The sequence below is a fragment of the Pseudomonas sp. UBA6315 genome (genome assembly GCF_002438125.1).
GTDB lineage: Bacteria > Pseudomonadota > Gammaproteobacteria > Pseudomonadales > Pseudomonadaceae > Aquipseudomonas > Aquipseudomonas faucium.
On the sequence record NZ_DJTF01000209.1, the window covers coordinates 15,485 to 41,308 of the forward strand.

Below are 25,824 nucleotides of genomic sequence, written 5' to 3' on the forward strand. Positions count from 1 at the left end.
ATCAATCCATGGGTGCGGGCTGTGGATAACGTGCCTTGCGCTCGAGGTCGTCGAGGTCGATGTGGTTGCGCATGTACTGTTGGCTGGCGTCCACCCAGGGTTGGTGGTCCCAGCTTTTCAGCGTGCCGATGGCTAGCGCTTCGGCCACCAGGCGGCGGCGCCGTTGGCTGGCCAGTACCTGCTGGCGCAGGCTGGGGATATCCCAGCGCTGCCGGGCTTCATCGGCAAATGCCTGCAGCAGCGCCTGGTGGTCGGGGCTGCCGGCGAGGTTCTCCCGCTCGTGCGGGTCGCGGCTCAGGTCATAGAGTAGCCAGGGGTCATCTTCGCTGTATATGAACTTGTAGGCGCCGCGGCGGATCATCATCAGCGGGCCGACCGTGCCTTCAGCCATGTATTCGCCAATCACTTCGTCGTGGCCGCCCTGCCCTTGCAGGTGGCCGAGCAGCGAGCGGCCATCCAGGTGCAGCGTTTTATCCACAGCCCCGCCGGCCAGCTCGACCAGGGTCGGCAGCAGGTCGCAGGTGGACACCGAGGCGCTCACGCGCGCGGCGGCAAAGCGCTTGGGCGCGTGGATCAGCAGCGGCACCCGCGCCGACATCTCGAACCAGTGCATCTTGTACCAGAGCCCGCGCTCGCCAAGCATGTCGCCGTGGTCGCCGGAGAACACGATCAGGGTGTCGTCGGCCAGGTTGCATTCCTCCAGGGTCTCAAGCAGCTGGCCGATGTTGTCGTCGATGTAGCTGCAGGCGCCGAAGTAGGCGCGGCGGGCATCGCGGATCTTGTCCACAGGCAGGGGCTTGTCCCACAGGTCGTAGACCTTGAGCAGGCGTTGTGAATGGGGGTCGAGGGCTTGCTGGGCGTACACGTCGTGCGGCATGGGGATATCCACACCCTCGTAGCGATCCCAGTAGCGCCTGGGGATGGTGTACGGGTCGTGGGGGTGGGTCATGGACACGGTCAGGCAGAACGGCCGGCCATCGTTTTCGCGCACATGGTCGTAGAGGTATTGGCGGGCCTTGAACACCACTTCTTCGTCGAAATCCAGCTGGTTGGTGCGCACGCAGGGGCCGGCCTGCAGCACCGACGACATGTTGTGGTACCAGCTGGGGCGTTCGTCCGGGGCATCCCAGTTCACCGCCCAGCCGTAGTCGGCGGGGTAGATGTCGCAGGTCAAGCGCTGTTCGTAGCCGTGCAGCTGGTCGGGGCCGCAGAAATGCATCTTGCCCGACAGCGCCGTGCGGTAGCCCAGGCGGCGCAGGTAGTGGGCATAAGTCGGGATATCGGCGGGGAAATCAGCGGCGTTGTCGTAGGCGCCGATCCGGCGGGGCAACTGGCCGCTGACCAGGGTGAAACGTGAAGGTGCACAGAGTGGGCTGTTGCAGTAGGCCGAATCGAACACCACCGCCCGTTCGGCCAGGCGGCTCAGGTGCGGCATCTGGATGGGCGAAGGGGCGTAGATCGGCAACAGCGGGGCGGCCATCTGGTCGGCCATGATGAACAGGATATTCGGGCGCGTCATGGGAGGCTTCCATTGTTTTGGGTTATGCGAACCGCTTGCCTACCAAGATGCGGCTGTGGCTAACATGGGTAAAGCCCACACCGGGCAATGACTGGGATTAGCCACGCTTATGTTTGACCACCTTGCCGAGCTGTCACTGGATACCTTGCGTGTGTTCGAGGCCGCTGCCCGCCTGCGTGGCTTCACGGCTGCCGCGCTGGAGCTGGGCACCACGCAGCCGGCGGTGAGCCAGCAGGTCAAACGCCTGGAGGCGCAGCTGGGCACGCGGTTGTTCGACCGCATCTACCGGGGTATCGAGCTGACCGAAGCGGGCCAGTTGCTGTTCGAGCAGGTTCACCAAGGCTTGCAGGCCATGGACGATGGCATTGCCGAAGTCAGCGGGCGCGGCCAGCGCGAGGTGCTGCAGGTGGCCACCGACTTCGCCTTTGCGGCGTTCTGGTTGATGCCCCGCCTGCAGCGTTTTCATGAGGCTTATCCACAGGTGGACGTGAGCCTGGTGACCGGCGAGCGCAGCCAGGCGATGTTGCGGCCCGACATTGATGTGGCGGTGCTGTTCGGTGATGGGCGTTTTCATCAGGGCGAGAGCCGCTGGTTGTTCGATGAGGAGGTCTTCCCGGTCTGCAGCCCTCGCTTGATTCATGGCAAACCCACGTCAGCCGTGGCTTTGCAGCGTTTGCCGTTGCTTCATTTGCGCGGTGAACAGGCCAGCCGCTGGTTCGATTGGGCGGGGGTGTTCCGTGGGTTCGGCCTGGCTAGCCCGCCACCGCCGGGGCAGTTGCGGTTCGATAACTACACCTTGCTGATCCAGGCGGCGATTGCCGGCCAGGGGGTGGCGATTGGCTGGGGGCACCTGGTTGATGGGCTGGTCGAGCAAGGGCTTTTGTGCCGGCCGCTGGAGGGGAGTTTGCGCTCGCAGCGGGGGTATTACGCGGTGCTGCCGCCGCGCAAGCGGCGGGGGGCGTTGATCGAGCGGTTTGTGGATTGGCTGGAAAATGAGCGGGGGGTGTGACAGGGGCTGCTGTGCAGCCCATCGCCGGCAAGCCGGCTCCCACAAGGCCCCGTGGGAGCCGGCTTGCCGGCGATGAGGCCTCAGGATACGAAGTTCAGATGCTCGCCCCGATGCAGCCCCAGCTCCAGCATGTCGACCATCCCCGCCGCCACCCCGGCCAAGCGCCGCAACGGCGCCTCCAGCTGCGGATCCACCGTGCCGCTGGCCGTGCGAAAGTGCTCCATGCCCATGCCAGGCCAATCCGCCGGCGCATTGATCAGCGTCCAGTGCAGGGCACTGCGCTGCAGGGTATCGACCACCTGGTCCGCCCCTCCGCGCTGTTCATCGCTGTAGCGGCCCGGCGTATCCAGCACGGCAAAATCGCCCACCAGCAACAGCCGGCGTATAGTCGTGCGGCCCAGCCCGGCCACCAGCGCCTCGGCCATTCGCCACTGCCCAGGCAGGTCGCCCGGCGCCAGCGCCGGCAGCAAGGCAATCACCGCCGAGCCCCCTGCGGCGCCTTGTTCGGCCTGGTCAGCGCTGGCCAGCCCGCCTATCTTGAAATGCAGGCCCGGGCGCGGCGCATGGCGGTTGAGGTCGTCGACCACTGCGGTGACCTCGTGCTGGCGCGACAGCAGCTCGACCATCAGGGCACTGCCCAGGCTGCTTTCAGCCCCGAACAGCACCAGTTTGAACACTGGGGTTTCGGCATTTTTCACCACGTCACTCCCTTTGCAGGTGGTGATGGTTTGACCGCAATCAGGAGTTATCGTGCAGAGGATCAAGGGTTACCACGCCCACATCTATTACGACGCAGCGACCCTCGAGCAGGCCCGCGAGCTGTGCGAAGAGGCCACGCGGCTGTTTCCCGTGACCATGGGCCGCATGCACCAGAAGCCGGTCGGGCCGCACCCGGACTGGAGCTGCCAGCTGGCGTTCGGGCCGGAGGTGGTGGGGGTGGTGCTGCCGTGGTTGGCGTTGTACCGGAAGGGGTTGGTGGTGTTTCTGCATCCGCTGACTGGGGATGAATTGGCGGACCACCGCGATCATGCGATCTGGATGGGGGCCGTGCGGCCCTTGGATCTGTCGATCTTTGAGTAATAGGTTGGTTTTGCTGGCCCTATCGCCGGCAAGCCGGCTCCCACAGTGGGCATGTGCAGCACTGACCCTGTGGGAGCCGGCTTGCCGGCGATGAAGGCGAAGCGGATCAGCGGCGAGCGCCGCGCACCCCTTCAGCCAGTGCCGAGCACAGGCTCAATACATCGCCAACGGCCTGGTCGGCATCCTTGGCCTGGGCAATCTTGTCGACCAGCGCCGAACCCACCACCACACCATCGGCCAGGCGTGCGATTGCCGCAGCCTGCTCCGGCGTGCGAATACCGAAACCCACGCTGATCGGCAGGGCGGTATGCCGGCGCAGGCGGGCAATCGCCTCGGTCACGTGTTCGGTGGTCGCCGAGCCCGCACCGGTCACACCGGCCACCGACACGTAGTAGACGAACCCGGAGCTGCGCTCCAGCACGCGCGGCAGGCGCGCATCGTCGGTGGTCGGGGTGGTCAGGCGAATGAAATCGATGCCTGCGGCCTGGGCCGGGGCGGCCAGTTCGGCGTCGTGCTCAGGTGGCAGGTCGACGATGATCAGGCCATCGACACCGGCCTCTTTCGCCTCGGCGACGAACTTGTCCACACCAAAGCGGTGGATCGGGTTGTAGTAACCCATCAACACGATGGGCGTGGCCTGGTTGCCGATGCGGAATTCACGCACCATCTGCAGGGTCTTGGCCAGGGTCTGGCCGGCTTCCAGTGCGCGCAGGGTGGCCAGCTGGATGGCCACGCCATCGGCCATCGGGTCGGTGAACGGCATGCCCAGTTCGATCACGTCGGCACCGGCCGCCGGCAGGCCCTTGAGGATCTGCAGCGAGGCGTCGTAGCCAGGGTCGCCAGCGGTGACGAAGGTGACCAGGGCGGCGCGGCCTTCGGCCTTCAGCTCGGCGAAGCGTTGTTCAAGACGGCTCATGCCTGTTTCTCCTGGGCTGCCATGTGGTTCATCACGGTTTGCATGTCTTTGTCGCCGCGGCCGGACAGGCAGATCACCATCAGGTGGTCCTTGGGCAGCTGCGGCGCGCGCTTGATCGCTTCGGCCAGCGCGTGGGAGCTTTCCAGGGCCGGGATGATGCCTTCCAGGCGGCAGGTGGCGTGGAACGCGTCGAGGGCTTCGTCATCGGTGATGCTGACGTATTCCACGCGCTTCACTTCGTGCAGGTAGGCGTGCTCCGGGCCGATGCCTGGGTAGTCGAGGCCGGCGGAAATCGAGTGGGCGTCGGTGATCTGGCCATCGTCGTCCTGCAGCAGGTAGGTGCGGTTGCCGTGCAGCACGCCCGGTACCCCGCCATTGAGGCTGGCAGCGTGCTTGTCGGTATCGACCCCGTGGCCGCCGGCTTCGACGCCGATGATCTGCACGCTTGCATCGTCGAGGAAGTCGTGGAACAGGCCCATGGCGTTGGAGCCACCGCCCACGCAGGCGATCAGGCTGTCAGGCAGGCGGCCTTCCTTTTCTTGCAGCTGGGCGCGGGTTTCCTTGCCGATGATCGACTGGAAGTCGCGGACCATGGCCGGGTACGGGTGCGGGCCGGCGACGGTGCCGATCAGGTAGAACGTGTCGTCGACGTTGGTGACCCAGTCGCGCAGGGCCTCGTTCATGGCGTCCTTCAAGGTGCCGGTACCGGCGGTGACCGGCACGATCTCGGCGCCCAGCAGTTTCATGCGGAACACGTTGGCCTGCTGGCGCTCGATGTCGGTGGCGCCCATGTAGATCACGCAGGGCAGGCCGAAGCGCGCCGCGACGGTGGCGGTGGCCACGCCGTGCATGCCGGCGCCGGTTTCGGCGATCAGGCGTTTCTTGCCCATGCGCTTGGCCAGCAGCACCTGGCCGATGCAGTTGTTCACCTTGTGTGCGCCGGTGTGGTTGAGCTCTTCACGCTTGAAGAAGATCTTGGCGCCGCCGCAGTGCTCGGTCAGGCGCTCGGCGAAGTACAGCGGGTTGGGGCGGCCGATGTAGTCGCGCTGGAAGTAGGCCAGCTCTTCGAGGAATTTCGGGTCGGCCTTGGCCGCTTCGTACTCGCGGGCCAGGTCCAGCACCAGCGGCATCAGGGTTTCGGCCACGTAGCGGCCGCCGAACGAGCCGAACAGGCCGTTGGCGTCTGGGCCGGCGCGGTATTGGGTCTGGGTCATGGGTCGCTCCAGGGCGTGATGAATGAGTGATGGGCTTTACTCTAACCACGGCAAGCCCGGCTGAAAACCGATAAGATTGCGCAAACCTGTCAGGAAAACTCACACGTAAATGGCCCACGACCTCCCTCCCCTCAATGCCCTGCGGGCCTTCGAGGCCACCGCCCGGCTCAACAGCGTCAGCCAGGCTGCCGAAGTGCTGCACGTGACCCATGGGGCGGTGAGCCGGCAGATCAAGGTGCTCGAGGCGCACTTGGGCGTGGCCCTGTTCGTCAAGGACGGGCGCGGCATCAAACTCACAGATGCCGGTGCCCGGCTGCGCGATGCCAGTGGCGAGGCATTCGACAAGCTGCGCGGGGTGTGTGCCGAGTTGAGCCGCGACAACAGCGAGGCGCCGTTCGTGCTGGGGTGCTCGGGCAGCCTGCTGGCGCGCTGGTTCATCCCCAGGCTCGGCCGGCTCAAGGCCGACCTGCCCGAGCTGCGCCTGCACCTGTCGGCGGGCGAAGGCGACCTTGACCCTCGCCGGCCAGGGCTGGATGCGCTGCTGGTGTACGCCGAGCCGCCGTGGCCTGCAGACATGCAGGTGCATGTGCTGGCCGAGGAGCGCATCGGGCCGGTTCTCAGCCCCCACTACGCGGGCTTCGAACGCTTGCGCGGCGCCCCGGCCAAGGCCTTGCTCGGCGAGAGTTTGCTGCATACCACTTCGCGCCCGCAGGCATGGCCGACCTGGGCTGAAGAACAGGATCTGGAAGTGGGCGAGCTGCAATACGGCCAGGCTTTCGAGCACTTGTACTACTTGCTCGAAGCCGCGGTAGCCGGGCTTGGCGTCGCAATTGCGCCCCAGCCGCTGGTGGCTGACGACTTGCGCGCAGGCAGGTTGTGCGCACCCTGGGGGTTTTCACCGACCCCCGCAGCGCTGGCGCTGTGGGTGCCACGGCGCGCCGCGGACGGGCGCGCCGAGCAGTTGGCGCAGTGGCTGCGCCGTGAACTGGAAAGGCAGGCGGGTTAGTTGCGGCGGTACAGCAGGTAGGCGGCCAGCAGGCCCAGCGCGCCAATTGCCACGCCGGCGGTGGTGACGGGGTGCTCCTGGGCGTAGTCGCGGGTGGCGATGCCGGTCTGGCGGGTGCGGGTCTTCACTTCCTCGTAGGCATCGCTGAGCAGGCTGCGCGAGTGTTTCAGCGCGCTTTCCGCGTTGCTGCGGATGGCCTTCACCGACTTCTGGGATTCCTCCGAAGCGTCATGCTTGAGGGTTTCCAGGCTTTTCAGAAGGCTTTCGATCTCCGCTTCCATGCTTTCCAGGGACGTTTTACGCAGCGAGTTGCGGTGCATGTTGACTCTCCTTTGCAGAATGGACTGTAAGGATTGCGACTGCGCGCTGCGCCGAAAGTGCGATGGAACTTTCACCCTGGGCGACGGCTCGCAGGTAAACCAGGCCTGCGCTGCTAGGCTCAATCTCACCGTCAATCAAGGAGAGCGCTCATGTCCGATCATCACACCTACAAGAAGATCGAGCTGGTGGGGTCTTCGCCTACCAGCATCGAAGAGGCGATCAACAATGCCCTGGCCGAAGCCGGCAAGAGCATCAAGCATCTGGAGTGGTTCGAGGTGATCGATACCCGTGGCCATATCCGCGACGGCAAGGCGGCGCATTTTCAGGTCACGCTCAAGGTGGGCTTCCGTATCGCCAACAGCTGAAACAGCGCCGGGCTGGTAATGCCCGGCGTGATGGCGTAATACAGTCAAAGGGGCGCCTGGCCGGCGCCCTTTTCGATTTTCATCTGCACAAGGAAAGCGAGTGATGAAGAAGTTGGTTCTGGCAGTAGGTCTGATGGTGCTGGCCGGTGGTGCGCTGGCGGCGGGCAAGCCTTGCGAGGATTTGAAGGCGGAGCTTGCGGCGAAGCTGGATGCCAAGGGGGTGAAGGGCTACACCTTGGAGATCGCCGAGAAGGGTAAAGGGGCTGGCAAGGTGATTGGTAGCTGTGAAGCCGGTACCAAGGAAATCATCTACCGGCGCAATTGAGCGGTGGCCCGATCGCCGGCAAGCCGGCTCCCACAATGACCCCGTGGGAGCTGGCTTGCCGGCGATTGCGGCCTACTCGGCTTTCAATGCCTGCGCCAGCAACTCATAAGACCGCACCCGGTCCGCATGCTCATACAGGTCGCAGGTGAAGATCAGCTCATCCGCCCCGGTCTGCTCCAGCAGCACCTCAACTTTGGCCCGCACCTTCTGCGGGCTGCCCACCATCGCCAGGCCCAGGAAACTACCCACCGCGTCCCGCTCATGGGGCAGCCACAGCCCGTCCATGCTCGCCACCGGCGGGCGCTGCATCAGGCTCTGCCCGCGAATCAGGGCCAGGATGCGCTGGTACACCGAAGTGGCCAGGTATTCGGCCTTCTCGTCGGTTTCGGCCACCACCATCGGAATGCCCAGCATCACGTAAGGCTTGTCCAGCGTGGTCGAAGGCTTGAAGTGGTCGCGGTAGATGCGAATCGCCTCGTGCATGTAGCGCGGCGCGAAGTGCGAGGCAAAGGCGTAGGGCATGCCGCGCATGCCGGCCAATTGCGCGCTGAACAGGCTGGAGCCGAGCAGCCACATCGGCACGTCGGTGTCGTGGCCGGGCACGGCGATCACTTTTTGATCATCGGTGCGCGGGCCGAGGTAGCGTGACAGCTCCTCGACATCGTCTGGGAAGTCGTCGGCGCTGCCCGAGCGCTCGCGGCGCAGGGCGCGGGCGGTCATCTGGTCGGAGCCGGGCGCTCGGCCCAGGCCCAGGTCGATGCGCCCCGGGTACAGGCTGGCCAGGGTGCCGAACTGCTCGGCGATCACCAGTGGCGCGTGGTTGGGCAGCATGACCCCGCCGGAACCCACGCGGATGGTCGAGGTGCCGCCGGCCAGGTAACCGATCAGCACCGAGGTGGCCGAACTGGCGATGCCATCCATGTTGTGGTGCTCGGCCACCCAGAAGCGGTGGTAGCCGAAGCGCTCGGCGTGCTGGGCCAGGTCCAGGGAGTTGCGCAGCGATTGTGCAGGCCCCGCGTCGGCGCGCACGGGCACCAGGTCGAGGGTGGAAATTTTCAGGTCACGCAGCGTCGTCATCGAAGCCTCCATGAAGGGGGAAGGCCTGAGGCCTTTTTATCTGTGTATGGGCACATTCGGCGTATTCAATGCCTGCAGCGAGATTGGGCTGAACTTGCCGTAGGGCGCTGTCCTCTGAACCTTAGGCAAGTAACCGAGTGACCAGGAGGCAGCATGAAAAAGACAGCATCGGCGATCTGGCAAGGTGGCCTTAAGGATGGCAAGGGCCTGCTCTCGACGGAGAGTGGCGCGCTCAAGCAGAACCCCTATGGGTTCAACACGCGGTTCGAGGGCTCGCCCGGGACCAACCCGGAGGAACTGATCGGCGCAGCCCATGCCGGCTGTTTCTCGATGGCGCTGTCGATGATGCTCGGCGAGGCCGGGCTGACCCCTGAGCGGATCGACACCATTGCCGAGGTCACCCTCGACAAGCAGCCCGATGGCTTTGCCATCACCGCCGTGCACCTGATTCTCAAGGCCAAGGTGCCGGGGGCGAGCGAGGCGCAGTTTGTGGAAATCGCCAACAAGGCCAAGGCCGGGTGCCCGGTCTCCAAGGTGCTCAATGCCAAGATCAGCCTGGACGCCACGCTGGTGGGCTGAGCGGCGCAACGGGGGCGGTTTCCTGTAGTCTAAAAGGTGTCGGCAGCCAATGCTGCCCTTCCAGGAGCCGTTCCATGATTCGCGTAGCAATCGCCGTGCTGGCATCCCTGCTGGCCACATCTGCACTGGCGGCGGTCAAACCGTGCGAGGAACTGAAGGCCGAGATCGAAGCCAAGATCCAGGCCCAGGGCGTGCCGTCATACACCTTGGAGATCGTGCCCAACAGCGACGTCAAGGACCAGAACATGGTCGTTGGCAGCTGCGATGCCGGCACCAAGAAGATCATCTACCAGAAAAATGACCGGTAGCTGAGGGGGCCGCCTGGCGGCCCTTTCTTCATGGGATGCAGAACACGTCGCTGGGCTCGTTGACCAGGACCTTGCGGCTGGCGTCGTACAGCAGCACCTGCGGCTCCATCACCGGGGCGCGGGCCTCCAGGCGATAGCGCTCGCCGGCCTTGAAGTCGTCGAAACGTACCGTCAGGTAGCAGGTGCGGTCTTTGGGCGAGGTCAGCATGCCGCCGGCGTAGATTTCATAATCGAAACGCACCACCAATTCGTGCTTGCCAGGCGTCACCTGGAAGTAGCGCCCGTCTTCCAGGCGCTTGCCGTCGAGGCGGTCGGCCATTATCACGCGGCCGGGTGTCATGGTGTAGAGGTCGACCCAGGCTTGCTTGGGGTCAACGGGGGGCAAGGGGCTGGCGCAAGCCCCCAGTGCACTGAGGGCGATCAGCATCATGGGCTGGCGCATGGTGAAACTCCACTTGCAACACACAAGCTAAAAGCATAGCGCCGTTTGCGCCATTCAGGTGCGTTGGCAGCCTGCCGGCATGCCCTGGCCGAGCAGTTTCTGCTGCTGGTCATACAGCTTGACCCACGGGCGGAAGCCGATGCTGCCCGCTTGCAGCTCGTAGCGCTGGCCGGCGTTGAAGTCCTTGAAGGTCAGGTTGAGCTGGCAGTCGCGCCACAGGGGCTCGTCGACTGGGCCGATATTGCTCGGGGTGACCGGGAACTGGTAGCGCACGGTCAGTTCGTGGCTGCCGGGCTGCACTTCGAAATAGCGGTTGTCGGCCCAGTCGCGTTCGTCCACCTGCACTGCGTGCAGCGAGGTGTTGTCGTGCGGGGTCAGGTCGATCCAGGCCTGGTTCGGGTCTGGGTCGGGCAGGGTCGAACAGGCCGAGACCAGCAACAGTGAACCGGCGACGAACAATGCACGCATGGCGAAACTCCCCCGTGGCGGATAGTCTTGGAGCGCATCGGCCGTGAGCGATCTGGACAGCCCAAGATGGTGTGGTTTTTTCTTTTGAAGCGCTCAGGCCCTGGGCCACTCGACCGTGTTTTCAGCGCTTTGGTTCCCGTGCTGGGCGCTTTTCTGCTGGGCGGTTGCAGCACCCTGGGCTATTACGGCCAGCTGGCCGAGGGGCAGTGGCAGCTGTTGCGTGCACGCCAACCGGTGCAGCAGGTGATTGACGACCCGGCCAGCAGCGCGCAGTTGCGCGCCCGTCTGCAGCACGCCGAACAGGCCAGGGTGTTCGCCAGCGAGCACCTGAAACTGCCGGATAACCGCAGTTACCGGGTGTATGCCGACCTGGGCCGCCCCTACGTGGTGTGGAACGTGTTCGCCACGCCCGAGCTGTCCCTGCAACCTGTGACTCACTGCTTCCCGGTTGCCGGCTGCGTCGCCTACCGCGGCTATTACCAGAAGGGCGCGGCCCGAGGCGCTGCGGCCTTGATGCGTGAGGACGGCATGGATGTGTATGTGGGCGGTGTCGAGGCGTACTCGACGCTTGGCTGGTTCGATGACCCGATCTTGTCGACGATGCTGGGCTGGGGCGACGAACGCCTGGCTACGTTGATCTTCCATGAGCTGGCGCACCAGCGCTTCTACCTGCAGGACGACACGGCGTTCAACGAGTCGTTCGCCACCTTCGTCGAGCAGGAGGGCACGCGGCAATGGCGCGCAGCGCGTGGGCTTGCGGCCAGCGAGAGCCAGCTGCCAGGGCAGCAGGACCAGTTCATTGGCCTGGTGTTGGCGAGCCGTGATCGGCTGCAGGCGATTTATGCCGGGCCGCTGGATGACGCGCACAAGCGTGCGGCCAAGCGGGCGGAATTCGAGCGGTTACGGCGTGAGTACCGGCAGGTGCGTGACGAACAGTGGGCTGGAGACAAGCCCTATGACGCCTGGATGTATGGGCCCATGAGCAATGCCAAGCTGTTGCCGTTCGGGCTGTATGACCAGTGGGTGCCGGCGTTTGCGGCGCTGTTTGGCGAGGTTGGCGGGGATTGGGCGCGGTTCTATCAGCGGGTTGAGGCGTTGGGGCGGTTGCCGGCTGAGGAACGCAAGGCGGCGTTGATGCGATTGGTGGGGAGGCAGTGAGATTTTGGGGCTGCAAAGCAGCCCCAATGGACTCAACCCTTGATGAAGGCCTGGTGCATATCTGCCACGGTGGCAAAGTGGAAGGCCGGTTCCTCGGCCCTTAGTTCTTCCTCGCTACCAAACCCGTACCCCACCGCCACCGCCTGCAGCCCATTGCTGCGCGCGCCGATCAGGTCGTGCTTGCGGTCACCGATCATCAGCGTCTGCGCCGGGTCCAGCCCTTCTTCGTCGAGCAGGTGACGAATCAGCTCGACCTTGTTGGTGCGCGTACCGTCCAGCTCGCTGCCGTAGATCACCTTGAAGTGATGGTCGAAGGCAAAGTGCCGGGCGATTTCGCGGGCGAACTCCCAAGGCTTGGAAGTGGCGATGTACAGGGTGCGGCCCTGGCCATTGAGCGCCTGCAGCAGCTCGGGCACGCCGTCGAACACCAGGTTCTCGTACAGGCCGGTAACGCGGAAACGTTCCCGATAGAAGTTCACCGCGTCCCACGCCTTGGCTTCGTCGAAGCTGTAGTACTGCATGAACGCCTGCAGCAGGGGTGGGCCGATGAAGTGCTCGAGGCGCGTCAGGTCCGGCTCGTCAATGCCCAGCTTGGCCAAGGCGTACTGGATCGAGCGGGTGATGCCCAGGCGCGGGTCGGTCAGGGTGCCGTCGAGGTCGAATAGGATGTTCTGCTGGTGCATGTCTGAGGGTCCACTCAAGTCATTCAGGTTGGTCGTAGCCTTCGGCCAGGTGCTGGTCCTTGAGCTTCACGTAGTTGCTGGCGCTGTAGGGGAAAAACGCCCGTTCCTTGTCGGTCAGCGCCCTGGCCTGTTTCACCGGGCTGCCCACGTACAGGTAGCCGCTTTCCAGGCGCTTGCCCGGCGGCACCAGGCTGCCGGCACCGATGATCACCTCGTCCTCGACGATGGCGCCGTCCATGATGGTGCTGCCCATGCCCACCAGGATGCGGCTGCCCAGGGTACAGCCATGCAGCATGACTTTGTGACCGATGGTCACCTCGTCGCCGATGATCAACGGGAAGCCGTCGGGGTTGAACGGCCCGGCATGGGTGATGTGCAGAACGCTGCCGTCCTGCACGCTGGTGCGCGCGCCAATGCGGATGCGGTGCATGTCGCCGCGGATTACCGTCAGCGGCCACACCGAGCTGTCCTCGCCGATTTCAACATCGCCCAGCACCACCGCCGAACGGTCGACGAAGGCCCGTGGTGCAACTTTCGGAGTGTGTTGCTGGAAGCGTCGGATGGCCATGATAGCGTCTCTCATCTGTGCCGATAGGCAGGCTGCCTGCTGCGGTCGGCGTCGATTGTAATTAAGATGGTGAAGTGTTTCTTCTGCCAAGGTATCCAAACCGTGAGTGCCAACAACCCGCTTCTGCAATCCTATGATCTGCCGCCCTTCTCGGCGATCCGTGCCGAACACGTGCTGCCGGCCATCGAACAGATCCTGGCCGATAACCGCAAGGCCATTGCCCAGATCCTCGAAAAGCAAGGCCAGCAGCCCACCTGGGCCGGCCTGGTGCTGGCCATGGACGAACTCAACGACCGCCTGGGCGCAGCCTGGAGCCCGGTCAGCCACCTCAATGCGGTGTGCAACAGCCCCGAGCTGCGCGAGGCCTATGAGTCGTGCCTGCCGGCGTTGAGCGCCTACTCCACCGAGCTTGGCCAGAACCGCGCACTGTTCGACGCCTACCAGGCGTTGGTGAACAGCCCCGAGGCCAAAGGCTTCGACGTGGCGCAGAAGACCATTCTCGAGCATGCCCTGCGTGACTTCCGCCTGTCGGGTATCGACCTGCCGGCCGACAAGCAGCAGCGCTATGCCGAAGTGCAGAGCAAGCTCAGCGAACTGGGCAGCCGCTTCTCCAACCAGCTGCTCGACGCCACCCAGGCCTGGAGCAAGCACGTCACCGACGAAGCCGCCCTCGCCGGCCTGACCGATTCGGCCAAGGCGCAGATGGCCGCCGCTGCCCAGGCCAAGGGCCTCGACGGCTGGCTGATCACCCTGGAGTTCCCCAGCTACTACGCGGTGATGACCTACGCCAGCGACCGCGCCCTGCGTGAAGAGCTGTACGCCGCCTACTGCACCCGCGCCTCCGACCAGGGCCCGAATGCCGGCCAGTTCGACAATGGCCCGGTGATGCGCGAGATCCTCGACCTGCGCCAGGAGCTGGCCGAGCTGCTGGGCTACCCGAACTACGCCGAACTGAGCCTGGCCACCAAGATGGCCGAGTCCAGCGACCAGGTGCTGAGCTTCCTGCGTGACCTGGCCAAGCGTTCCAAGCCCTTTGCCGCCCAGGACCTGGCGCAGCTCAAGGCCTATGCCGCCGAGCAAGGCTGCGCCGAGCTGGCCAGCTGGGATGCCGGCTACTTTGGCGAAAAACTGCGCGAGCAGCGCTACAGCGTGTCGCAGGAAGCCCTGCGCGCCTACTTCCCGATCGACAAGGTGTTGTCTGGCCTGTTCAGCATCGTCCAGCGCCTGTACGGCATCGAAATCGCCGAACTCAAGGGCTTCGACAGCTGGCACCCGGACGTGCGCCTGTTCGAGATCAAGGAAAACGGCCAGCATGTCGGGCGCTTCTTCTTCGACCTCTATGCCCGCGCCAACAAGCGTGGCGGCGCCTGGATGGACGGCGCCCGCGACCGCCGCCGCACCGCCGAAGGCGCGCTGCAGAGCCCGGTGGCCAACCTGGTGTGCAACTTCACCCCGGCCGCGCCCGGCAAGCCTGCGCTGCTGACCCACGACGAAGTCACCACCCTGTTCCACGAGTTCGGCCACGGCCTGCACCACCTGCTCACCCGCATCGAGCATGCCGGCGTTTCCGGCATCAACGGCGTGGCCTGGGATGCCGTCGAGCTGCCGAGCCAGTTCATGGAAAACTGGTGCTGGGAGCCGCAAGGCCTGGCGCTGATTTCCGGCCACTACGAGACTGGCGCCGCCCTGCCCCAGGACCTGCTGGACAAGATGCTGGCGGCGAAGAACTTCCAGTCGGGCATGATGATGGTGCGCCAGCTGGAGTTCTCGCTGTTCGACTTCGAGCTGCACGCCAGCCACGGCGACGGGCGCAGCGTGCTGCAGGTGCTCGAAGGGGTGCGCGACGAGGTGTCGGTCATGCGCCCACCGGCGTACAACCGCTTCCCCAACAGCTTTGCGCACATCTTCGCCGGCGGTTACGCCGCGGGCTACTACAGCTACAAGTGGGCCGAAGTGCTGTCGGCCGATGCCTTCTCGCGCTTCGAGGAAGAAGGTGTGCTCAACGCTGAAACCGGCCGCGCCTTCCGCGAGGCGATCCTGGCCCGTGGTGGTTCGCGCGAGCCGATGGTGCTGTTCGTCGACTTCCGTGGCCGCGAGCCTTCCATCGATGCACTGTTGCGCCACAGCGGCCTGAGCGAGGACGCGGCGGCATGAGCGAGGTAGTCGTGAACAAGACCAAGAAGCGCTTCATCGCCGGGGCCGTATGCCCGGCATGCAGCGAGCCGGACAAGCTGATGATGTGGAACGAGGACGGTGTGCCGCACCGCGAATGCGTGGCCTGCGGCTTCACCGACACCCTCAACGAACAGGGCCTGTCGGTACCCAAGGAGCTGGGTACCCGGGTCAACCACCTCGCGCCCAAGGCCGCCCCCGCCAAGGTGCAGACGGTGCAGTTCTTCCCTAATCCGAAGCTGAAGAAACCGGCCGACTGAAAGCTGCCGGGCTGACCAGAGGCGCTGGAACAATCCTGCTCGCCGCGATACTGTATATAGGTACAGTATCGGGGTGAGCAATGATGCCTCCAGCACCGCAGAAAGGCCGTGGCACGGCACACAACCCGCACAACCGCTTCGCCCCGAGCCATTCGGTGGTGGAGGATGACGGCTGGTACCAGGAAGTGCCCTTCACCCAGGGCACCGAGGTGCGCATCGAAACCGCCAAGACCATCATCGCCCGCAATACCTCGCCCGACCTGCCCTTCGACCGCTCGATCAACCCCTATCGGGGCTGCGAGCATGGCTGCATCTACTGCTACGCCCGCCCTTCCCATGCCTATTGGGACCTTTCCCCGGGGCTGGACTTCGAAACCAAGCTGATCGCCAAGACCAACGCCGCCGAGGTGCTCGCGCAACAGTTGAGCAAGCCCGGCTACGTCTGCGCGCCGATCAACCTGGGCGCCAACACCGACCCTTACCAGCCGATCGAGCGCGAGCAGCAACTGAGCCGGCGCCTGCTGGAGGTGCTGCTGCGCTTTCGCCATCCGGTAACCATCGTCACCAAGGGCTCGCTGGTGCTGCGCGACCTCGACCTGCTGGCCGAGATGGCCCGCCAGCGCCTGGCGCGGGTGATGATCAGCCTGACCACCCTGGATGACGACCTCAAGCGCGTGCTCGAACCGCGCGCGGCATCGCCCAAGGCCAGGCTGCGGGCGATTCGGGTGCTGCGCGAGGCGGGGGTGCCGGTGGGGGTGCTGTGCTCGCCGATGATTCCGATGATCAACGACAGCGAACTGGAACGCCTGCTCGAAGCCGCCAAGGAGGCTGGCGCGCAGAGTGCGGCCTACATGATGCTACGCCTGCCGCTGGAGGTGGCGCCGCTGTTCGAGCAATGGCTGCAGGACCACTACCCCCAGCGTGCAGCCCATGTGCTCAGCCTCATCCGGCAGAGCCGCGGTGGCGAGCTTTACGACAGCCGGTTCGGCTCGCGGATGCGCGGGGAAGGTGTGTTCGCCGAACTGCTGGCGCAACGCTTTGCCAAGGCCATGCGGCGGCTGGAATTCGCCGGGCGCGAGGCGCAGGCGCTGGACTGCTCGGCATTCTGCCCGCCGGGTGGGCAGATGGCGCTGTTCTGATCCTCAGCCTGGCTAATCCAAGCACATAATTCCATTCGAGGGTCTTGGCAGCTGATGCTTTTTTGCTATTATTCAGCTCCCGCCTTTTCCTTCTGGAACGCCTGTTCTAGAGCCTTCGAATTAAGTTTCAGTTAAGTTTTCCCCGCTAGCGTAGGAAACCAGTCCACGAAGACTGTGATCTATGGCTCGTGCGTGTCATCTAAAACCCTGCATAGCCAGAATCTTTCACCGGTAAACTGGATTTACCACAACACCGTCAAGAGGATGAATCATGCCCGTCAAGGACCCATCCAAGGTCATTCCGCAGGCTCCGGCGGAAAGCGCCGATGCCGCCCTGAAGCACATCGTCGACGGCTTCCTGCGTTTTCACCATGACGTCTTTCCCGAGCAACAAGAGCTGTTCAAGAAGCTCGCCACCGCGCAAACCCCGCGCGCCATGTTCATCACCTGTGCCGACTCGCGCATCGTCCCCGAGCTGATTACCCAGAGCTCGCCAGGCGACCTGTTCGTGACCCGTAACGTCGGTAACGTGGTACCGCCCTATGGCCAGATGAACGGCGGTGTTTCCAGCGCCATCGAATACGCCGTCTCGGCGCTGAAGGTTCACCACATCATCATCTGCGGCCACTCCGACTGTGGCGCCATGCGCGCGGTACTCAACCCGCAGTCGCTGGCCAAGATGCCGACCGTTTCCGCCTGGCTGCGGCATGCCGAAGTGGCGCGCACCGTGGTCGAGAACAACTGCTCCTGCGGCAGCGAGCACGAAACCATGCAGGTGCTGACCAAGGAAAACGTCATCGCCCAGCTGCACCACCTGCGCACCCACCCGTCCGTGGCATCGCGCCTGGCGGCGGGCGAGCTGTACATCCACGGCTGGGTGTACGACATCGAGACCAGCAAGATCGAAGCCTACGACGCCCTCAGCGACAGCTTCCTGCCCCTGGCTGCCGGCGAACCGGTACCCTGCGCCACGCCGAGAGGCCGCTACTAAGCGACCCATCCAACGCTAGAACCTTGATAGCCGGCTGCACCCGCTAGGGTGTGGCGCGGCCTTCGGCTGCCTTGAATTCCCTGACTGCCCTGCCGGCAAGCCCGCTGGCGGCCCGCGCCTGCGCGTTCGTCAGGGGCCAACGTGCCCACGGCCAGAGGAATGGCCGTGCGATTGAGAAAGGAGAAACACAGTGAACATGACACAGTTGAAAGCGGCCCTGCCGCGTGAGTTGCTGGCCTCGGTGGTGGTATTTCTGGTGGCCCTGCCGTTGTGCATGGGCATTGCCATCGCCTCGGGCATGCCGCCGGCCAAGGGCCTGATCACCGGCATCATCGGTGGCATCGTGGTGGGCTTTCTGGCCGGCTCGCCGCTGCAGGTCAGCGGCCCCGCGGCGGGCCTGGCCGTGCTGGTGTTCGAGCTGGTGCGCCAGCATGGCATGGCCATGCTCGGGCCGATCCTGCTGCTGGCCGGGCTGTTGCAATTGCTGGCCGGGCGCCTGCGCCTGGGTTGCTGGTTCCGCGTCACGGCGCCGGCGGTGGTGTACGGCATGCTGGCCGGCATTGGCGTGCTGATCGTGCTGTCACAGGTGCATGTGATGTTCGACACCACGCCGCAGCCCTCGGGCCTGCAGAACCTGCTGGCGTTTCCGGCGACCGTCGCCGATGCCCTGCCGATCGAAAGCGCAGGCGCGGGCTGGCAAGCCGGCGCGCTGGGCCTGGGCACCATCGCCCTGATGTGGGGCTGGGAGCGCTTGCGCCCGCAGAAGCTGCGCTTCATCCCCGGCGCCTTGCTGGGGGTGGCGACGATGACGGCGGTCAGCCTGTGGCTGGCGCTGCCGGTCAACCGCGTGCAGGTGCCAGCCGACTTGTCGCAAGCCATCGACTGGCTGCGCCCTGGCGACCTGCTCAAACTCGCCGACCCCACCTTGCTGGTGGCGGCCTTCGCGCTGGCCTTCATCGCCAGTGCCGAGACGCTGCTCTCGGCCGCAGCGGTAGACCGCATGCACAGCGGCCAGCGTTCGGACTTCGACCGCGAGCTGTCGGCCCAGGGCATCGGCAACATGCTCTGCGGGGTGCTGGGTGCCCTGCCGATGACCGGGGTGATCGTGCGCAGCTCGGCGAATGTCCAGGCCGGCGCCCAGACCCGCGCTTCGGCGATCCTGCATGGCTTGTGGCTGCTGGCGTTCGTGGTGGTGCTCAGCAGCGTGCTGCAGCAGATTCCGGTGGCCAGCCTGGCCGGTGTGCTGGTGTACACGGGCATCAAGCTGGTGGATGTGAAGGCCTTGCGCGGGCTGGGCCGCTACGGGCGGATGCCGATGTTCACCTACGCGGCAACGGCGCTGGCGATCATCTTCACCGACCTGCTCACCGGTGTGCTGGTGGGCTTCGGGCTGACCTTGCTGAAACTGGCCTTCAAAGCGGCGCGGCTGAAGATCAGCCTGGTGGCCCTGGAGCAGCCGGGGCACATGGAGCTGCGCTTGGGCGGAGCGGCCACCTTCCTCAAGGTGCCGGCGCTGACGCAGGTACTGGAAAGCGTACCGGCGGGCACCCAGCTGCATGTGCCGATGACTCACCTGCGCTACATCGACCACTCGGTGATGGAGCTGCTGGAAGACTGGGCGCGCACCCAGCGCCACTGTGGCTCGCGCCTGATCATCGAGCCACGGGGCCTCAAGCGCAGGGTCGAGGGGCGCTTGCGCGCCGTCCCTCAGCACTGACCGGCATCACGCCGATTTCGGCACCAGCTTGCGGCAGCCTTCCTTGCGGCTTGGGTACTGCTCGCACTTGCGCAGTACCTCCTGCACCTCGTTGCCGGCCTTGAGCTGCCGGTTGGCCATGAGCTTTTCGGTGATGAACAGCTCCTCCGAACCCAGGGTGCGCTCGGCCTTGTCGATCATCGCCAGCGCAGCTTGCGGGTCGCCGTTGCGCAGGTGGTGGCCAATCATCAGGTCGTAGATCGAGGGGCTGGCCAGGGTCCAGTCGCGGATCGATTGCAGATCGGCCAGCGCCTCGCGGCTCTTGCCCTGGGCCATGTGCAGGCTGAAGGCGGCGCGGCGGATGCCTGGCTGGTCAGCAACCGGCGAGGCCAGGGCGCGGGTGACGAAGGTCGAGGCCTCCGGGAGCTTTTTCTGATCGAGCGCAGTGGTGGCCGCATAGGCGTCCCGGTAGCCCTGCAACGCGCGCTGCACGGCGGCGCTGTCGCGCACCTGCGGCCAGCTGCGGCGGTCCACGCGTGCCCGTGACTGCTGCTTGTACTCGCGTTGCAGGTACTGGCGCAGCTCCTCGTCGCGCTGCACGGGCGACATGTGCGAGCGGTTGAAGTACTGGCCCGTGGAGGCCAGGGCGGTACCCACGCCCTGGTTGAGCAAGGTCTGGATCTCGCGGGTGGTGCGGTTGATGTCGAACTGCTTGAGCGACTCGGTCACGGCCAGCTGGCGTTCTTGCAGGAAGCTGCTCAAAAGCGGCTTCTGCTTGCCCTGGAAGTCGTTCAGCCGCTGCAGGCTGACACTGGAGGCGCGCGGCGCATAGCCGGCCCGCACCATCAGGTCGGCGCCCAAGAGGTCGGCCTGGTCTTCCTGGGTACGGCCCCAGGCCGTGCTCCAGACGTTGTCGGAGAAGCTGTTGGCCAGCGCGGTATAGAGCACGGTGTTGCCGATGGTCTTCTGCGTGGCTTGCGGGTCTTTGCTGAAAAACTGGCCGGTGGCGCTGTTTCTGCCGGTGTTCTTGACCACGGCGGCGATCACCACGGTGCTGGCGATGTTGGTCACCAGCTCTTTTTGCTGCTGGAACGCCGCCAGGCGGTCGTGATGGCGCAGCAGCACATGGCTCATCTCGTGGCCGAGCATGGCGGCGATCTCGTCCTCGCTCTCGACGTTGTCGAGCATGCCCAATGGCACGAACACGTTGCCGTAAGGGTCTGCCGAGGGGCCGAAGGCGTAGCTGTCGACGATACGCACCTGCAACGCCGGCGCTTCGCCCGGCCAGCCCTTGGCCAGGCGCACGACGATGCGCTGCAGGTAGGCCTGAAGCTCGGGGATCTGCACCAGGTTCTGCTGGCGGATTTCGTCTGCAGGCAATGTGCGGCCATCGAAGCTCAGGCGCAGCTGGCCGGCATGCTGTGGGTCCAGGCGGTAGTACTGGTGGACTTCGGGCTGGTCCAGGTAGCGGCCCTGCAGGCGCGACTGGGTCGAGGGGCCGACCAGGTTCTGGAAGGCATCATTGGCGCCATTGAGCGTCTGGCAGCCGGCCAGCTGGGCCAGGGTGGCGGCGCCAAGCACAGCGGCGATGCGCTTGATGCCCTTCATTTGGCGCACCCGGCGCCGAAACCGATGGTGGAGTTGTTCTGGTGATCTTCGGCAAGGCTGCTGGAGAGTTTCTGGCAGGGCAGCTTGACCACGTTCAGCGGCGGGTTGACGCGCACGGTCATTGGGTCCAGCCAGACCTTCTCACTCCCCAGGTCGACCTGCACCAGGTCCAGCTCCTTGTTGTACTGCAGCACCGGCAGCGCCTGCTTGGGCAGGCTGGCGCGGGCGATGTCGCGCAGCGACTTGCCCTGGTCATCGAGCACCGGCACCGGGTCCTGGAGGAAGGCATCGACCATGGGGCCGGCGGCGAGCAGGCTGTGGCTGAACAACAGGGAAAACAGGAATAGGAAGGTCTTGCTCATCGCTGGGTTCCTTGGCTGGAGAAAATCGAACGGCCGGGCACATCGCTTTCGATCGCGGCCTGGATGCGCTGGCTGAACAGCGTCATCGACAGCAGTAACAGGCCGAGCACGTTGGCGGGGGTGAAGTTGTTGAGCCACAGGCCGGCGCTCAGGCTGCCGAGCAGCACGACGACCAGGGCCCAGGCGGTCAGTGGCCGGAGCCGCAGACGGGCGTGCCGGCCGTTGCCGGCCAGCAGGGGCGCATCGAGCGTGCCTTTGAGGTAGGTGAGCAGGCCCAGCAAGGCCAGTTCGATGACGTCCAGGACATCCACCGAAACGCTGCCGGGCAGGCTGGGTGTGGCGCGGTAGTAGCCCATGCCCCAGTTGATCAGGTTGTCCAGCGCCATGGCATGCAGGTACACCCCCGGCACCTTGCCGTGCAGGGGCGATTGGGTGACGTCGCCGGTACCGGCGATGCGCGCGCCGACCAGCACCTGCTTGCCCTGCAGCAGTTGCCTGAGTAGGGCTTGCTCATCGGGATCGGTCACCTCGAGGTCGCGGGCATTGAGGGTCAGGTTGTAGGCACAGTTGGCCTGGGCGTTGCTCCCCAGTTTCCAGAACAACGCCTGCAGCAGTTGATCGAGCAGGCCAGGCACCTTGCAGTCGCTGATGTCCGACACCTGCGCCTGCAGCGGCGACTGGTGCACGCCCCACTGCACGGCCATGGGCGGGCGAAGGGCTGCCGCCTGGGCGTCGGCGGGCAGCTCGGGGCAGCCATGCAAGTGGCAGTACTGGCGGTACATCACCAGCGCCGGTGTTTCCATGGCGCCCAGGTCGGTGTTGACGGCAAGCGGATACTGGCTGCCGAACCCGCTCCAGCTGACCAGCGCCGGCGTGCTGACCTGGGCCAGGCTGGGCAACGTGTTGACCCCGCCCTGGGCCCCGCGCTCGACGCCGGTATTCGCCACGATCAGCGGGATGCCCTGCTGCCAGTAGCGTTCGAAGACGTTGGCCAGGGCCTGGCTCTGCACGCGCGGCGCCTGGCCGGGGGTGGCCTGGGAATGGTCGTGGCTGTAGAGCAGGTCGATGAACACTGCCCCGGGCTGGTAGGCCAGCAGGCGTTTGAACAGCCGGCTCTGCTCGGCATAGGGCAGCGGCCAGAAGGTGTCGTTCTGCTGCAGGTACTCGTCGTCGATCAGCACCACCACGACCTGGCGCTGCCCCGCATCGGCGTACCAGTTCGCCAGCAAGCGGTTCAGCCAGCGCGATGAAGCCTCATCGGTGGAGCTGGCCAGGCCGATCGGGTCGAGCAGTGCGATCAGTATCAGCGAAAGGCCGAACAGCATTTGGCGCAAGGAAAAGCGCGAAGACGTCAGCATCCATGCCTCGAATCAGGGTATGAGGCATTTTGCCACTATTGGCCACTGATTCGAAAGTGCTATTACCGCGCGGCGCCCCGCCGCCCGCAGGCGAGCGGCGGGGAAGCGGTCAGGCGGGTTGGCCCAGCTCCACGCCGAGCTGGCGCGACAGGCACGGCCAGCGCTTCCAGGCTGCGCCGGTTTGCGGGCTGCACAGGGCCTCGCGGTAGGCCTCCACCGACTCGGCGGCGAAACTCTCGTCATCGAGCATCTCGTCCACCGAATGGTGCACCACCTCATCGAGCTGGTTGGCGAAGGTCTCGCCGATCAGCTGGTGAGCGATCAGGTTGGCCAGGGTGGTATCGAAGGGGATCAGCGGCTGCTGGAAGTGGCGGATGTACAGGTCGTTCACCTCCTCCACCAGGCGATGGGCGAGGTAGGCTTCATCCAGCAGGCAATCCAGGCCCACATGGCCCTGCATCATGCTCGGCGGCTGCAGGAAATAAGCCTCGGCAATTTTCAGCACCGGCTTGATCTGCGACTCGATGCCAGCCTCGCGGGCTACCTCGTGGGCGGCCTCGAGCAGTTCTGGAACCTGGTCGATGTAAGCGCTGACGAAGCGCGCCAAAGTACCCTGGGCGTCCTGCTCAGGCAGTTGAATCGAGGGGTGCAGGTGGGGCAGTTGCAGCTCGAGACGCTCTTTCAGTTGGCCGGTTCGGCCTTCGTGATCGTGGGCTTGGCTAATCTGCTCGCGTACAGCAGCGATGTTCATGACAACTCCAGGGACAAGACGTTTCAAACGGAAGACACTAAATTAGCTCGGTATACCGAATACCTAAGACTCATTTGTTATAAATCTCGCAAACGTGTGCGCTGTTGGGTATAACCAAGTGCCACCATTATGCCAGACCCTCTCTAGCACGCGCGTTGCGTGCCATTTCACGATTTCGTGCAGTTCATTACTCCCCTCGCGTTGCGTGCCATTGGTCGGTGTCTATACTCGGGTTGAACGTGATTCGTTGATGAGGCCCGTCTGCTTTCGCAGGGGCTCGGTCGTCGAAGCCAGGCAGTCTTGACCGCCGTTCCCGCTTGCCGCAGGCCATGCCTTCGGGACAACAAGAATTAAAAGGGGAACCCGCAATGATGCGACATCCACATGTCTGGATGGGCCTTCTGTTGTGGTCGGTTTTCGGTCAGGCCAACGCCGCCTGGACCGTGAACATGGCGCCAGGGGCGACGGAAGTCTCCAACGCCGTGTTCGACCTGCACATGACCATCTTCTGGATCTGCGTGATCATCGGCATCGTGGTGTTCGGCGCGATGTTCTGGTCGATGGTCCTGCACCGGCGTTCCACCGGCCAGCAGGCGGCGCATTTCCACGAGCATACCTGGGTGGAAATCCTCTGGACCGTTGTCCCGTTCCTGATTCTGGTGGCCATGGCCATCCCCGCCACCAAGACCCTGATCGACATCTACGACGCCAGCGAGTCGGACATCGACATCCAGGTCACCGGCTACCAGTGGAAGTGGCACTACAAATACCTGGGCCAGGATGTGGAGTTCTTCAGCAACCTGGCCACCCCCACCGAGCAGATCCACAACAAGGCCCCCAAGGACGAGCACTACCTGCTCGAGGTCGACCAGCCGCTGGTGCTGCCGGTCGGCGCCAAGGTGCGCTTTCTGGTGACCGCCGCCGACGTGATCCATTCCTGGTGGGTCCCGGCGTTCGCGGTCAAGCGTGACGCCATCCCAGGCTTCGTCAACGAAGCCTGGGCGCGCATCGAAAAGCCCGGCATCTACCGCGGCCAGTGCACCGAGCTGTGCGGCAAGGACCATGGCTTCATGCCGGTGGTGGTCGAGGTCAAGTCCAAGGCCGACTACGACACCTGGCTCGGCGAGCGCAAGGCCGAGGCGGCCAAGCTCAAGGAGCTGACCAGCAAGGAATGGACGCTGCAGGAGCTGGTCGAGCGTGGCGACAAGATCTACCACACCACCTGCGTGGCCTGTCACCAGGCCGAAGGCCAGGGCCTGCCGCCGATGTTCCCGGCGCTCAAGGGCTCGAAGGTGGCCACCGGGCCGAAGGAAGAACACCTGAGCGTGGTCTTCCATGGCCGCCCGGGCACGGCCATGGCGGCGTTCGGCAAGCAGCTCTCGGAAGTCGACATTGCCGCCGTGGTCACTTACGAGCGCAACGCCTGGGGCAACAACAAGGGTGACATGGTCACGCCGAAGGACGTGCTGGCGCTCAAGCAGGCAGAAGCGAAATGAGCCGGGCCATTCGCCGCAGTCAGTGGATTGCAGGAGACAGGACATGAGTGCAGTGATCGACGACCACGCCCACGGCCATGACCACGCGCACGGCCCCGCCAAGGGCCTGATGCGCTGGGTGCTGACCACCAACCACAAGGACATCGGCACGATGTACCTGTGGTTCAGCTTCATGATGTTCCTGCTCGGCGGCTCGTTCGCCATGGTCATCCGCGCCGAGCTGTTCCAGCCCGGGCTGCAGATCGTGGAGCCGGCGTTCTTCAACCAGATGACCACCATGCACGGCCTGATCATGGTGTTCGGCGCGGTGATGCCGGCCTTCGTCGGCCTGGCCAACTGGATGATCCCGCTGATGATCGGGGCGCCGGACATGGCCCTGCCACGCATGAACAACTTCAGCTTCTGGCTGCTGCCGGCGGCGTTCCTGCTGCTGGTCTCGACCCTGTTCAGCCCCGGCGGCGGGCCGAACTTCGGCTGGACCTTCTACGCCCCGCTGTCGACCACCTACGCCCCGGCCAGCGTGACCTTCTTCATCTTCGCCATCCACCTGATGGGCATCAGCTCGATCATGGGCGCGATCAACGTGATCGCCACCATCCTCAACCTGCGCGCGCCCGGCATGACCTTGATGAAAATGCCGCTGTTCGTCTGGACCTGGCTGATCACCGCGTTTCTGCTGATTGCGGTGATGCCGGTGCTGGCCGGGGTGGTGACCATGATGCTGATGGACATCCACTTCGGCACCAGCTTCTTCAGCGCCGCCGGCGGCGGCGACCCGGTACTGTTCCAGCACGTGTTCTGGTTCTTCGGCCACCCCGAGGTGTACATCATGATCCTGCCGGCCTTCGGCGCGGTCAGCTCGATCATCCCGGCGTTCTCGCGCAAGCCGCTGTTCGGCTACACCTCGATGGTCTACGCCACCGGCGCGATCGCCTTCCTGTCGTTCATCGTCT

General features: G+C 64.9%; 29 protein-coding genes. 15 read left to right on the plus strand and 14 right to left on the minus strand.

Annotated elements, in window-relative coordinates; translation table 11 throughout:
• Window position 1 precedes the first annotated feature (1 nt).
• Entirely contained in the window at window positions 2-1,519 is a 1,518-nt protein-coding gene (gene betC / locus B3E94_RS24955; protein WP_286915608.1) for a choline-sulfatase, read from the minus strand.
• 109 nt (window positions 1,520-1,628) lie between these two features.
• On the opposite strand from betC, the gene B3E94_RS24960 reads away from it, so the two are divergent.
• Entirely contained in the window at window positions 1,629-2,528 is a 900-nt protein-coding gene (locus B3E94_RS24960; protein WP_286915609.1) for a choline sulfate utilization transcriptional regulator, read from the plus strand.
• 80 nt (window positions 2,529-2,608) lie between these two features.
• Here B3E94_RS24960 and B3E94_RS24965 read toward each other — a convergent pair whose 3' ends face one another.
• Entirely contained in the window at window positions 2,609-3,226 is a 618-nt protein-coding gene (locus B3E94_RS24965) for an NAD(P)-dependent oxidoreductase (RefSeq protein ID WP_176511724.1), read from the minus strand.
• A gap of 52 nt (window positions 3,227-3,278) precedes the next feature.
• Here B3E94_RS24965 and B3E94_RS24970 point away from each other — a divergent pair, with 52 nt between their 5' ends.
• Complete coding sequence (locus tag B3E94_RS24970; protein WP_176511723.1) at window positions 3,279-3,608, plus strand: DOPA 4,5-dioxygenase family protein; 330 nt, start codon at window positions 3,279-3,281, stop codon at window positions 3,606-3,608.
• A 106-nt stretch (window positions 3,609-3,714) separates the two neighbouring features.
• On the opposite strand, the gene trpA is transcribed toward B3E94_RS24970, so the two are convergent.
• Both trpA and trpB read right to left on the minus strand, forming a co-directional pair.
• Window positions 3,715-4,524: a tryptophan synthase subunit alpha gene (gene trpA / locus B3E94_RS24975; protein ID WP_236236210.1), complete on the minus strand. Its 810-nt coding sequence runs from the start codon at window positions 4,522-4,524 to the stop codon at window positions 3,715-3,717.
• The gene (trpB, locus tag B3E94_RS24980) at window positions 4,521-5,738 is read right to left on the minus strand and encodes a tryptophan synthase subunit beta (RefSeq protein WP_176511721.1); all 1,218 of its coding nucleotides are present in this window, start codon (window positions 5,736-5,738) and stop codon (window positions 4,521-4,523) included. The genes trpA and trpB overlap by 4 nt, the downstream gene beginning before the upstream one ends.
• Before the next feature lie 109 nt (window positions 5,739-5,847).
• Here trpB and B3E94_RS24985 point away from each other — a divergent pair, with 109 nt between their 5' ends.
• The gene (locus B3E94_RS24985) at window positions 5,848-6,744 is read left to right on the plus strand and encodes a LysR family transcriptional regulator (protein WP_286915610.1); all 897 of its coding nucleotides are present in this window, start codon (window positions 5,848-5,850) and stop codon (window positions 6,742-6,744) included.
• On the opposite strand, the gene B3E94_RS24990 is transcribed toward B3E94_RS24985, so the two are convergent.
• Window positions 6,741-7,064 carry a DUF883 family protein gene (locus B3E94_RS24990; protein ID WP_176511719.1) on the minus strand — a complete coding sequence of 108 codons (324 nt, stop codon included), beginning with the start codon at window positions 7,062-7,064 and terminating at the stop codon, window positions 6,741-6,743. The two genes, B3E94_RS24985 and B3E94_RS24990, sit on opposite strands and share 4 nt — an antisense overlap.
• Window positions 7,065-7,214: 150 nt before the next feature.
• On the opposite strand from B3E94_RS24990, the gene B3E94_RS24995 reads away from it, so the two are divergent.
• Together B3E94_RS24995 and B3E94_RS25000 are read left to right on the plus strand one after the other, a co-directional pair.
• A complete protein-coding gene (locus tag B3E94_RS24995) occupies window positions 7,215-7,430 on the plus strand; it encodes a dodecin (RefSeq protein ID WP_176511718.1) in 216 nt (71 codons plus the stop codon).
• 103 nt (window positions 7,431-7,533) lie between these two features.
• On the plus strand, window positions 7,534-7,755 hold the full coding sequence (locus B3E94_RS25000; RefSeq protein ID WP_176511717.1) for a DUF1161 domain-containing protein: 222 nt from the start codon (window positions 7,534-7,536) through the stop codon (window positions 7,753-7,755).
• Window positions 7,756-7,827: 72 nt separating this feature from the next.
• On the opposite strand, the gene B3E94_RS25005 is transcribed toward B3E94_RS25000, so the two are convergent.
• Window positions 7,828-8,832 (minus strand): LLM class flavin-dependent oxidoreductase, encoded by a 1,005-nt coding sequence (locus tag B3E94_RS25005; RefSeq protein ID WP_286915611.1) that lies wholly within the window; start codon window positions 8,830-8,832, stop codon window positions 7,828-7,830.
• A gap of 153 nt (window positions 8,833-8,985) precedes the next feature.
• Here B3E94_RS25005 and B3E94_RS25010 point away from each other — a divergent pair, with 153 nt between their 5' ends.
• Both B3E94_RS25010 and B3E94_RS25015 read left to right on the plus strand, forming a co-directional pair.
• On the plus strand, window positions 8,986-9,411 hold the full coding sequence (locus B3E94_RS25010; RefSeq protein WP_286915612.1) for an OsmC family protein: 426 nt from the start codon (window positions 8,986-8,988) through the stop codon (window positions 9,409-9,411).
• Window positions 9,412-9,485: 74 nt separating this feature from the next.
• Window positions 9,486-9,719 (plus strand): DUF1161 domain-containing protein, encoded by a 234-nt coding sequence (locus tag B3E94_RS25015; protein WP_236236214.1) that lies wholly within the window; start codon window positions 9,486-9,488, stop codon window positions 9,717-9,719.
• Window positions 9,720-9,747: 28 nt separating this feature from the next.
• On the opposite strand, the gene B3E94_RS25020 is transcribed toward B3E94_RS25015, so the two are convergent.
• Window positions 9,748-10,161 (minus strand): hypothetical protein, encoded by a 414-nt coding sequence (locus B3E94_RS25020; protein WP_286915613.1) that lies wholly within the window; start codon window positions 10,159-10,161, stop codon window positions 9,748-9,750.
• A 54-nt stretch (window positions 10,162-10,215) separates the two neighbouring features.
• Entirely contained in the window at window positions 10,216-10,629 is a 414-nt protein-coding gene (locus tag B3E94_RS25025) for a hypothetical protein (protein WP_286915614.1), read from the minus strand.
• An 84-nt stretch (window positions 10,630-10,713) separates the two neighbouring features.
• Between B3E94_RS25025 and B3E94_RS25030 the strand changes: the two genes are divergently transcribed.
• Entirely contained in the window at window positions 10,714-11,787 is a 1,074-nt protein-coding gene (locus B3E94_RS25030) for an aminopeptidase (protein ID WP_286915615.1), read from the plus strand.
• Window positions 11,788-11,819: 32 nt separating this feature from the next.
• On the opposite strand, the gene B3E94_RS25035 is transcribed toward B3E94_RS25030, so the two are convergent.
• Together B3E94_RS25035 and B3E94_RS25040 are read right to left on the minus strand one after the other, a co-directional pair.
• Window positions 11,820-12,470, minus strand: a complete 651-nt coding sequence (locus tag B3E94_RS25035; RefSeq protein ID WP_176511710.1) for an HAD family hydrolase — start codon at window positions 12,468-12,470, stop codon at window positions 11,820-11,822.
• A gap of 19 nt (window positions 12,471-12,489) precedes the next feature.
• Window positions 12,490-13,038: a gamma carbonic anhydrase family protein gene (locus B3E94_RS25040; protein ID WP_286915616.1), complete on the minus strand. Its 549-nt coding sequence runs from the start codon at window positions 13,036-13,038 to the stop codon at window positions 12,490-12,492.
• Between the two features lie 66 nt (window positions 13,039-13,104).
• Between B3E94_RS25040 and prlC the strand changes: the two genes are divergently transcribed.
• The 5 genes from prlC to B3E94_RS25065 all read left to right on the plus strand — a co-directional run bounded on the left by prlC (window position 13,105) and on the right by B3E94_RS25065 (window position 19,317).
• Entirely contained in the window at window positions 13,105-15,192 is a 2,088-nt protein-coding gene (gene prlC / locus B3E94_RS25045) for an oligopeptidase A (protein WP_286915617.1), read from the plus strand.
• A complete protein-coding gene (locus B3E94_RS25050; RefSeq protein ID WP_176511707.1) occupies window positions 15,189-15,470 on the plus strand; it encodes a YheV family putative zinc ribbon protein in 282 nt (93 codons plus the stop codon). The genes prlC and B3E94_RS25050 overlap by 4 nt, the downstream gene beginning before the upstream one ends.
• An 80-nt stretch (window positions 15,471-15,550) precedes the next feature.
• Complete coding sequence (locus tag B3E94_RS25055) at window positions 15,551-16,609, plus strand: PA0069 family radical SAM protein (protein ID WP_236236220.1); 1,059 nt, start codon at window positions 15,551-15,553, stop codon at window positions 16,607-16,609.
• Between the two features lie 271 nt (window positions 16,610-16,880).
• Window positions 16,881-17,600, plus strand: a complete 720-nt coding sequence (locus B3E94_RS25060) for a carbonic anhydrase (RefSeq protein ID WP_008092112.1) — start codon at window positions 16,881-16,883, stop codon at window positions 17,598-17,600.
• 196 nt (window positions 17,601-17,796) lie between these two features.
• Window positions 17,797-19,317, plus strand: coding sequence for a SulP family inorganic anion transporter (locus B3E94_RS25065; RefSeq protein WP_286915618.1), 1,521 nt, complete (start codon window positions 17,797-17,799; stop codon window positions 19,315-19,317).
• Between the two features lie 6 nt (window positions 19,318-19,323).
• Here the strand turns inward: B3E94_RS25065 and B3E94_RS25070 are convergent, their stop codons facing one another.
• The 4 genes from B3E94_RS25070 to B3E94_RS25085 form a co-directional block, all read right to left on the minus strand.
• Complete coding sequence (locus B3E94_RS25070; protein WP_286915619.1) at window positions 19,324-20,904, minus strand: M48 family metallopeptidase; 1,581 nt, start codon at window positions 20,902-20,904, stop codon at window positions 19,324-19,326.
• Window positions 20,901-21,266, minus strand: a complete 366-nt coding sequence (locus tag B3E94_RS25075) for a hypothetical protein (protein ID WP_176511703.1) — start codon at window positions 21,264-21,266, stop codon at window positions 20,901-20,903. The genes B3E94_RS25070 and B3E94_RS25075 overlap by 4 nt, the downstream gene beginning before the upstream one ends.
• Window positions 21,263-22,624 carry a CHASE2 domain-containing protein gene (locus B3E94_RS25080; RefSeq protein WP_286915620.1) on the minus strand — a complete coding sequence of 454 codons (1,362 nt, stop codon included), beginning with the start codon at window positions 22,622-22,624 and terminating at the stop codon, window positions 21,263-21,265. The genes B3E94_RS25075 and B3E94_RS25080 overlap by 4 nt, the downstream gene beginning before the upstream one ends.
• Before the next feature lie 109 nt (window positions 22,625-22,733).
• Window positions 22,734-23,375 carry a hypothetical protein gene (locus tag B3E94_RS25085; RefSeq protein ID WP_176511701.1) on the minus strand — a complete coding sequence of 214 codons (642 nt, stop codon included), beginning with the start codon at window positions 23,373-23,375 and terminating at the stop codon, window positions 22,734-22,736.
• A gap of 368 nt (window positions 23,376-23,743) precedes the next feature.
• Between B3E94_RS25085 and coxB the strand changes: the two genes are divergently transcribed.
• Together coxB and B3E94_RS25095 are read left to right on the plus strand one after the other, a co-directional pair.
• Complete coding sequence (coxB, locus tag B3E94_RS25090) at window positions 23,744-24,871, plus strand: cytochrome c oxidase subunit II (protein ID WP_236236224.1); 1,128 nt, start codon at window positions 23,744-23,746, stop codon at window positions 24,869-24,871.
• Between the two features lie 43 nt (window positions 24,872-24,914).
• Window positions 24,915-25,824: cbb3-type cytochrome c oxidase subunit I (locus B3E94_RS25095; RefSeq protein ID WP_286915621.1), on the plus strand; the 910-nt coding region annotated here is incomplete at its 3' end.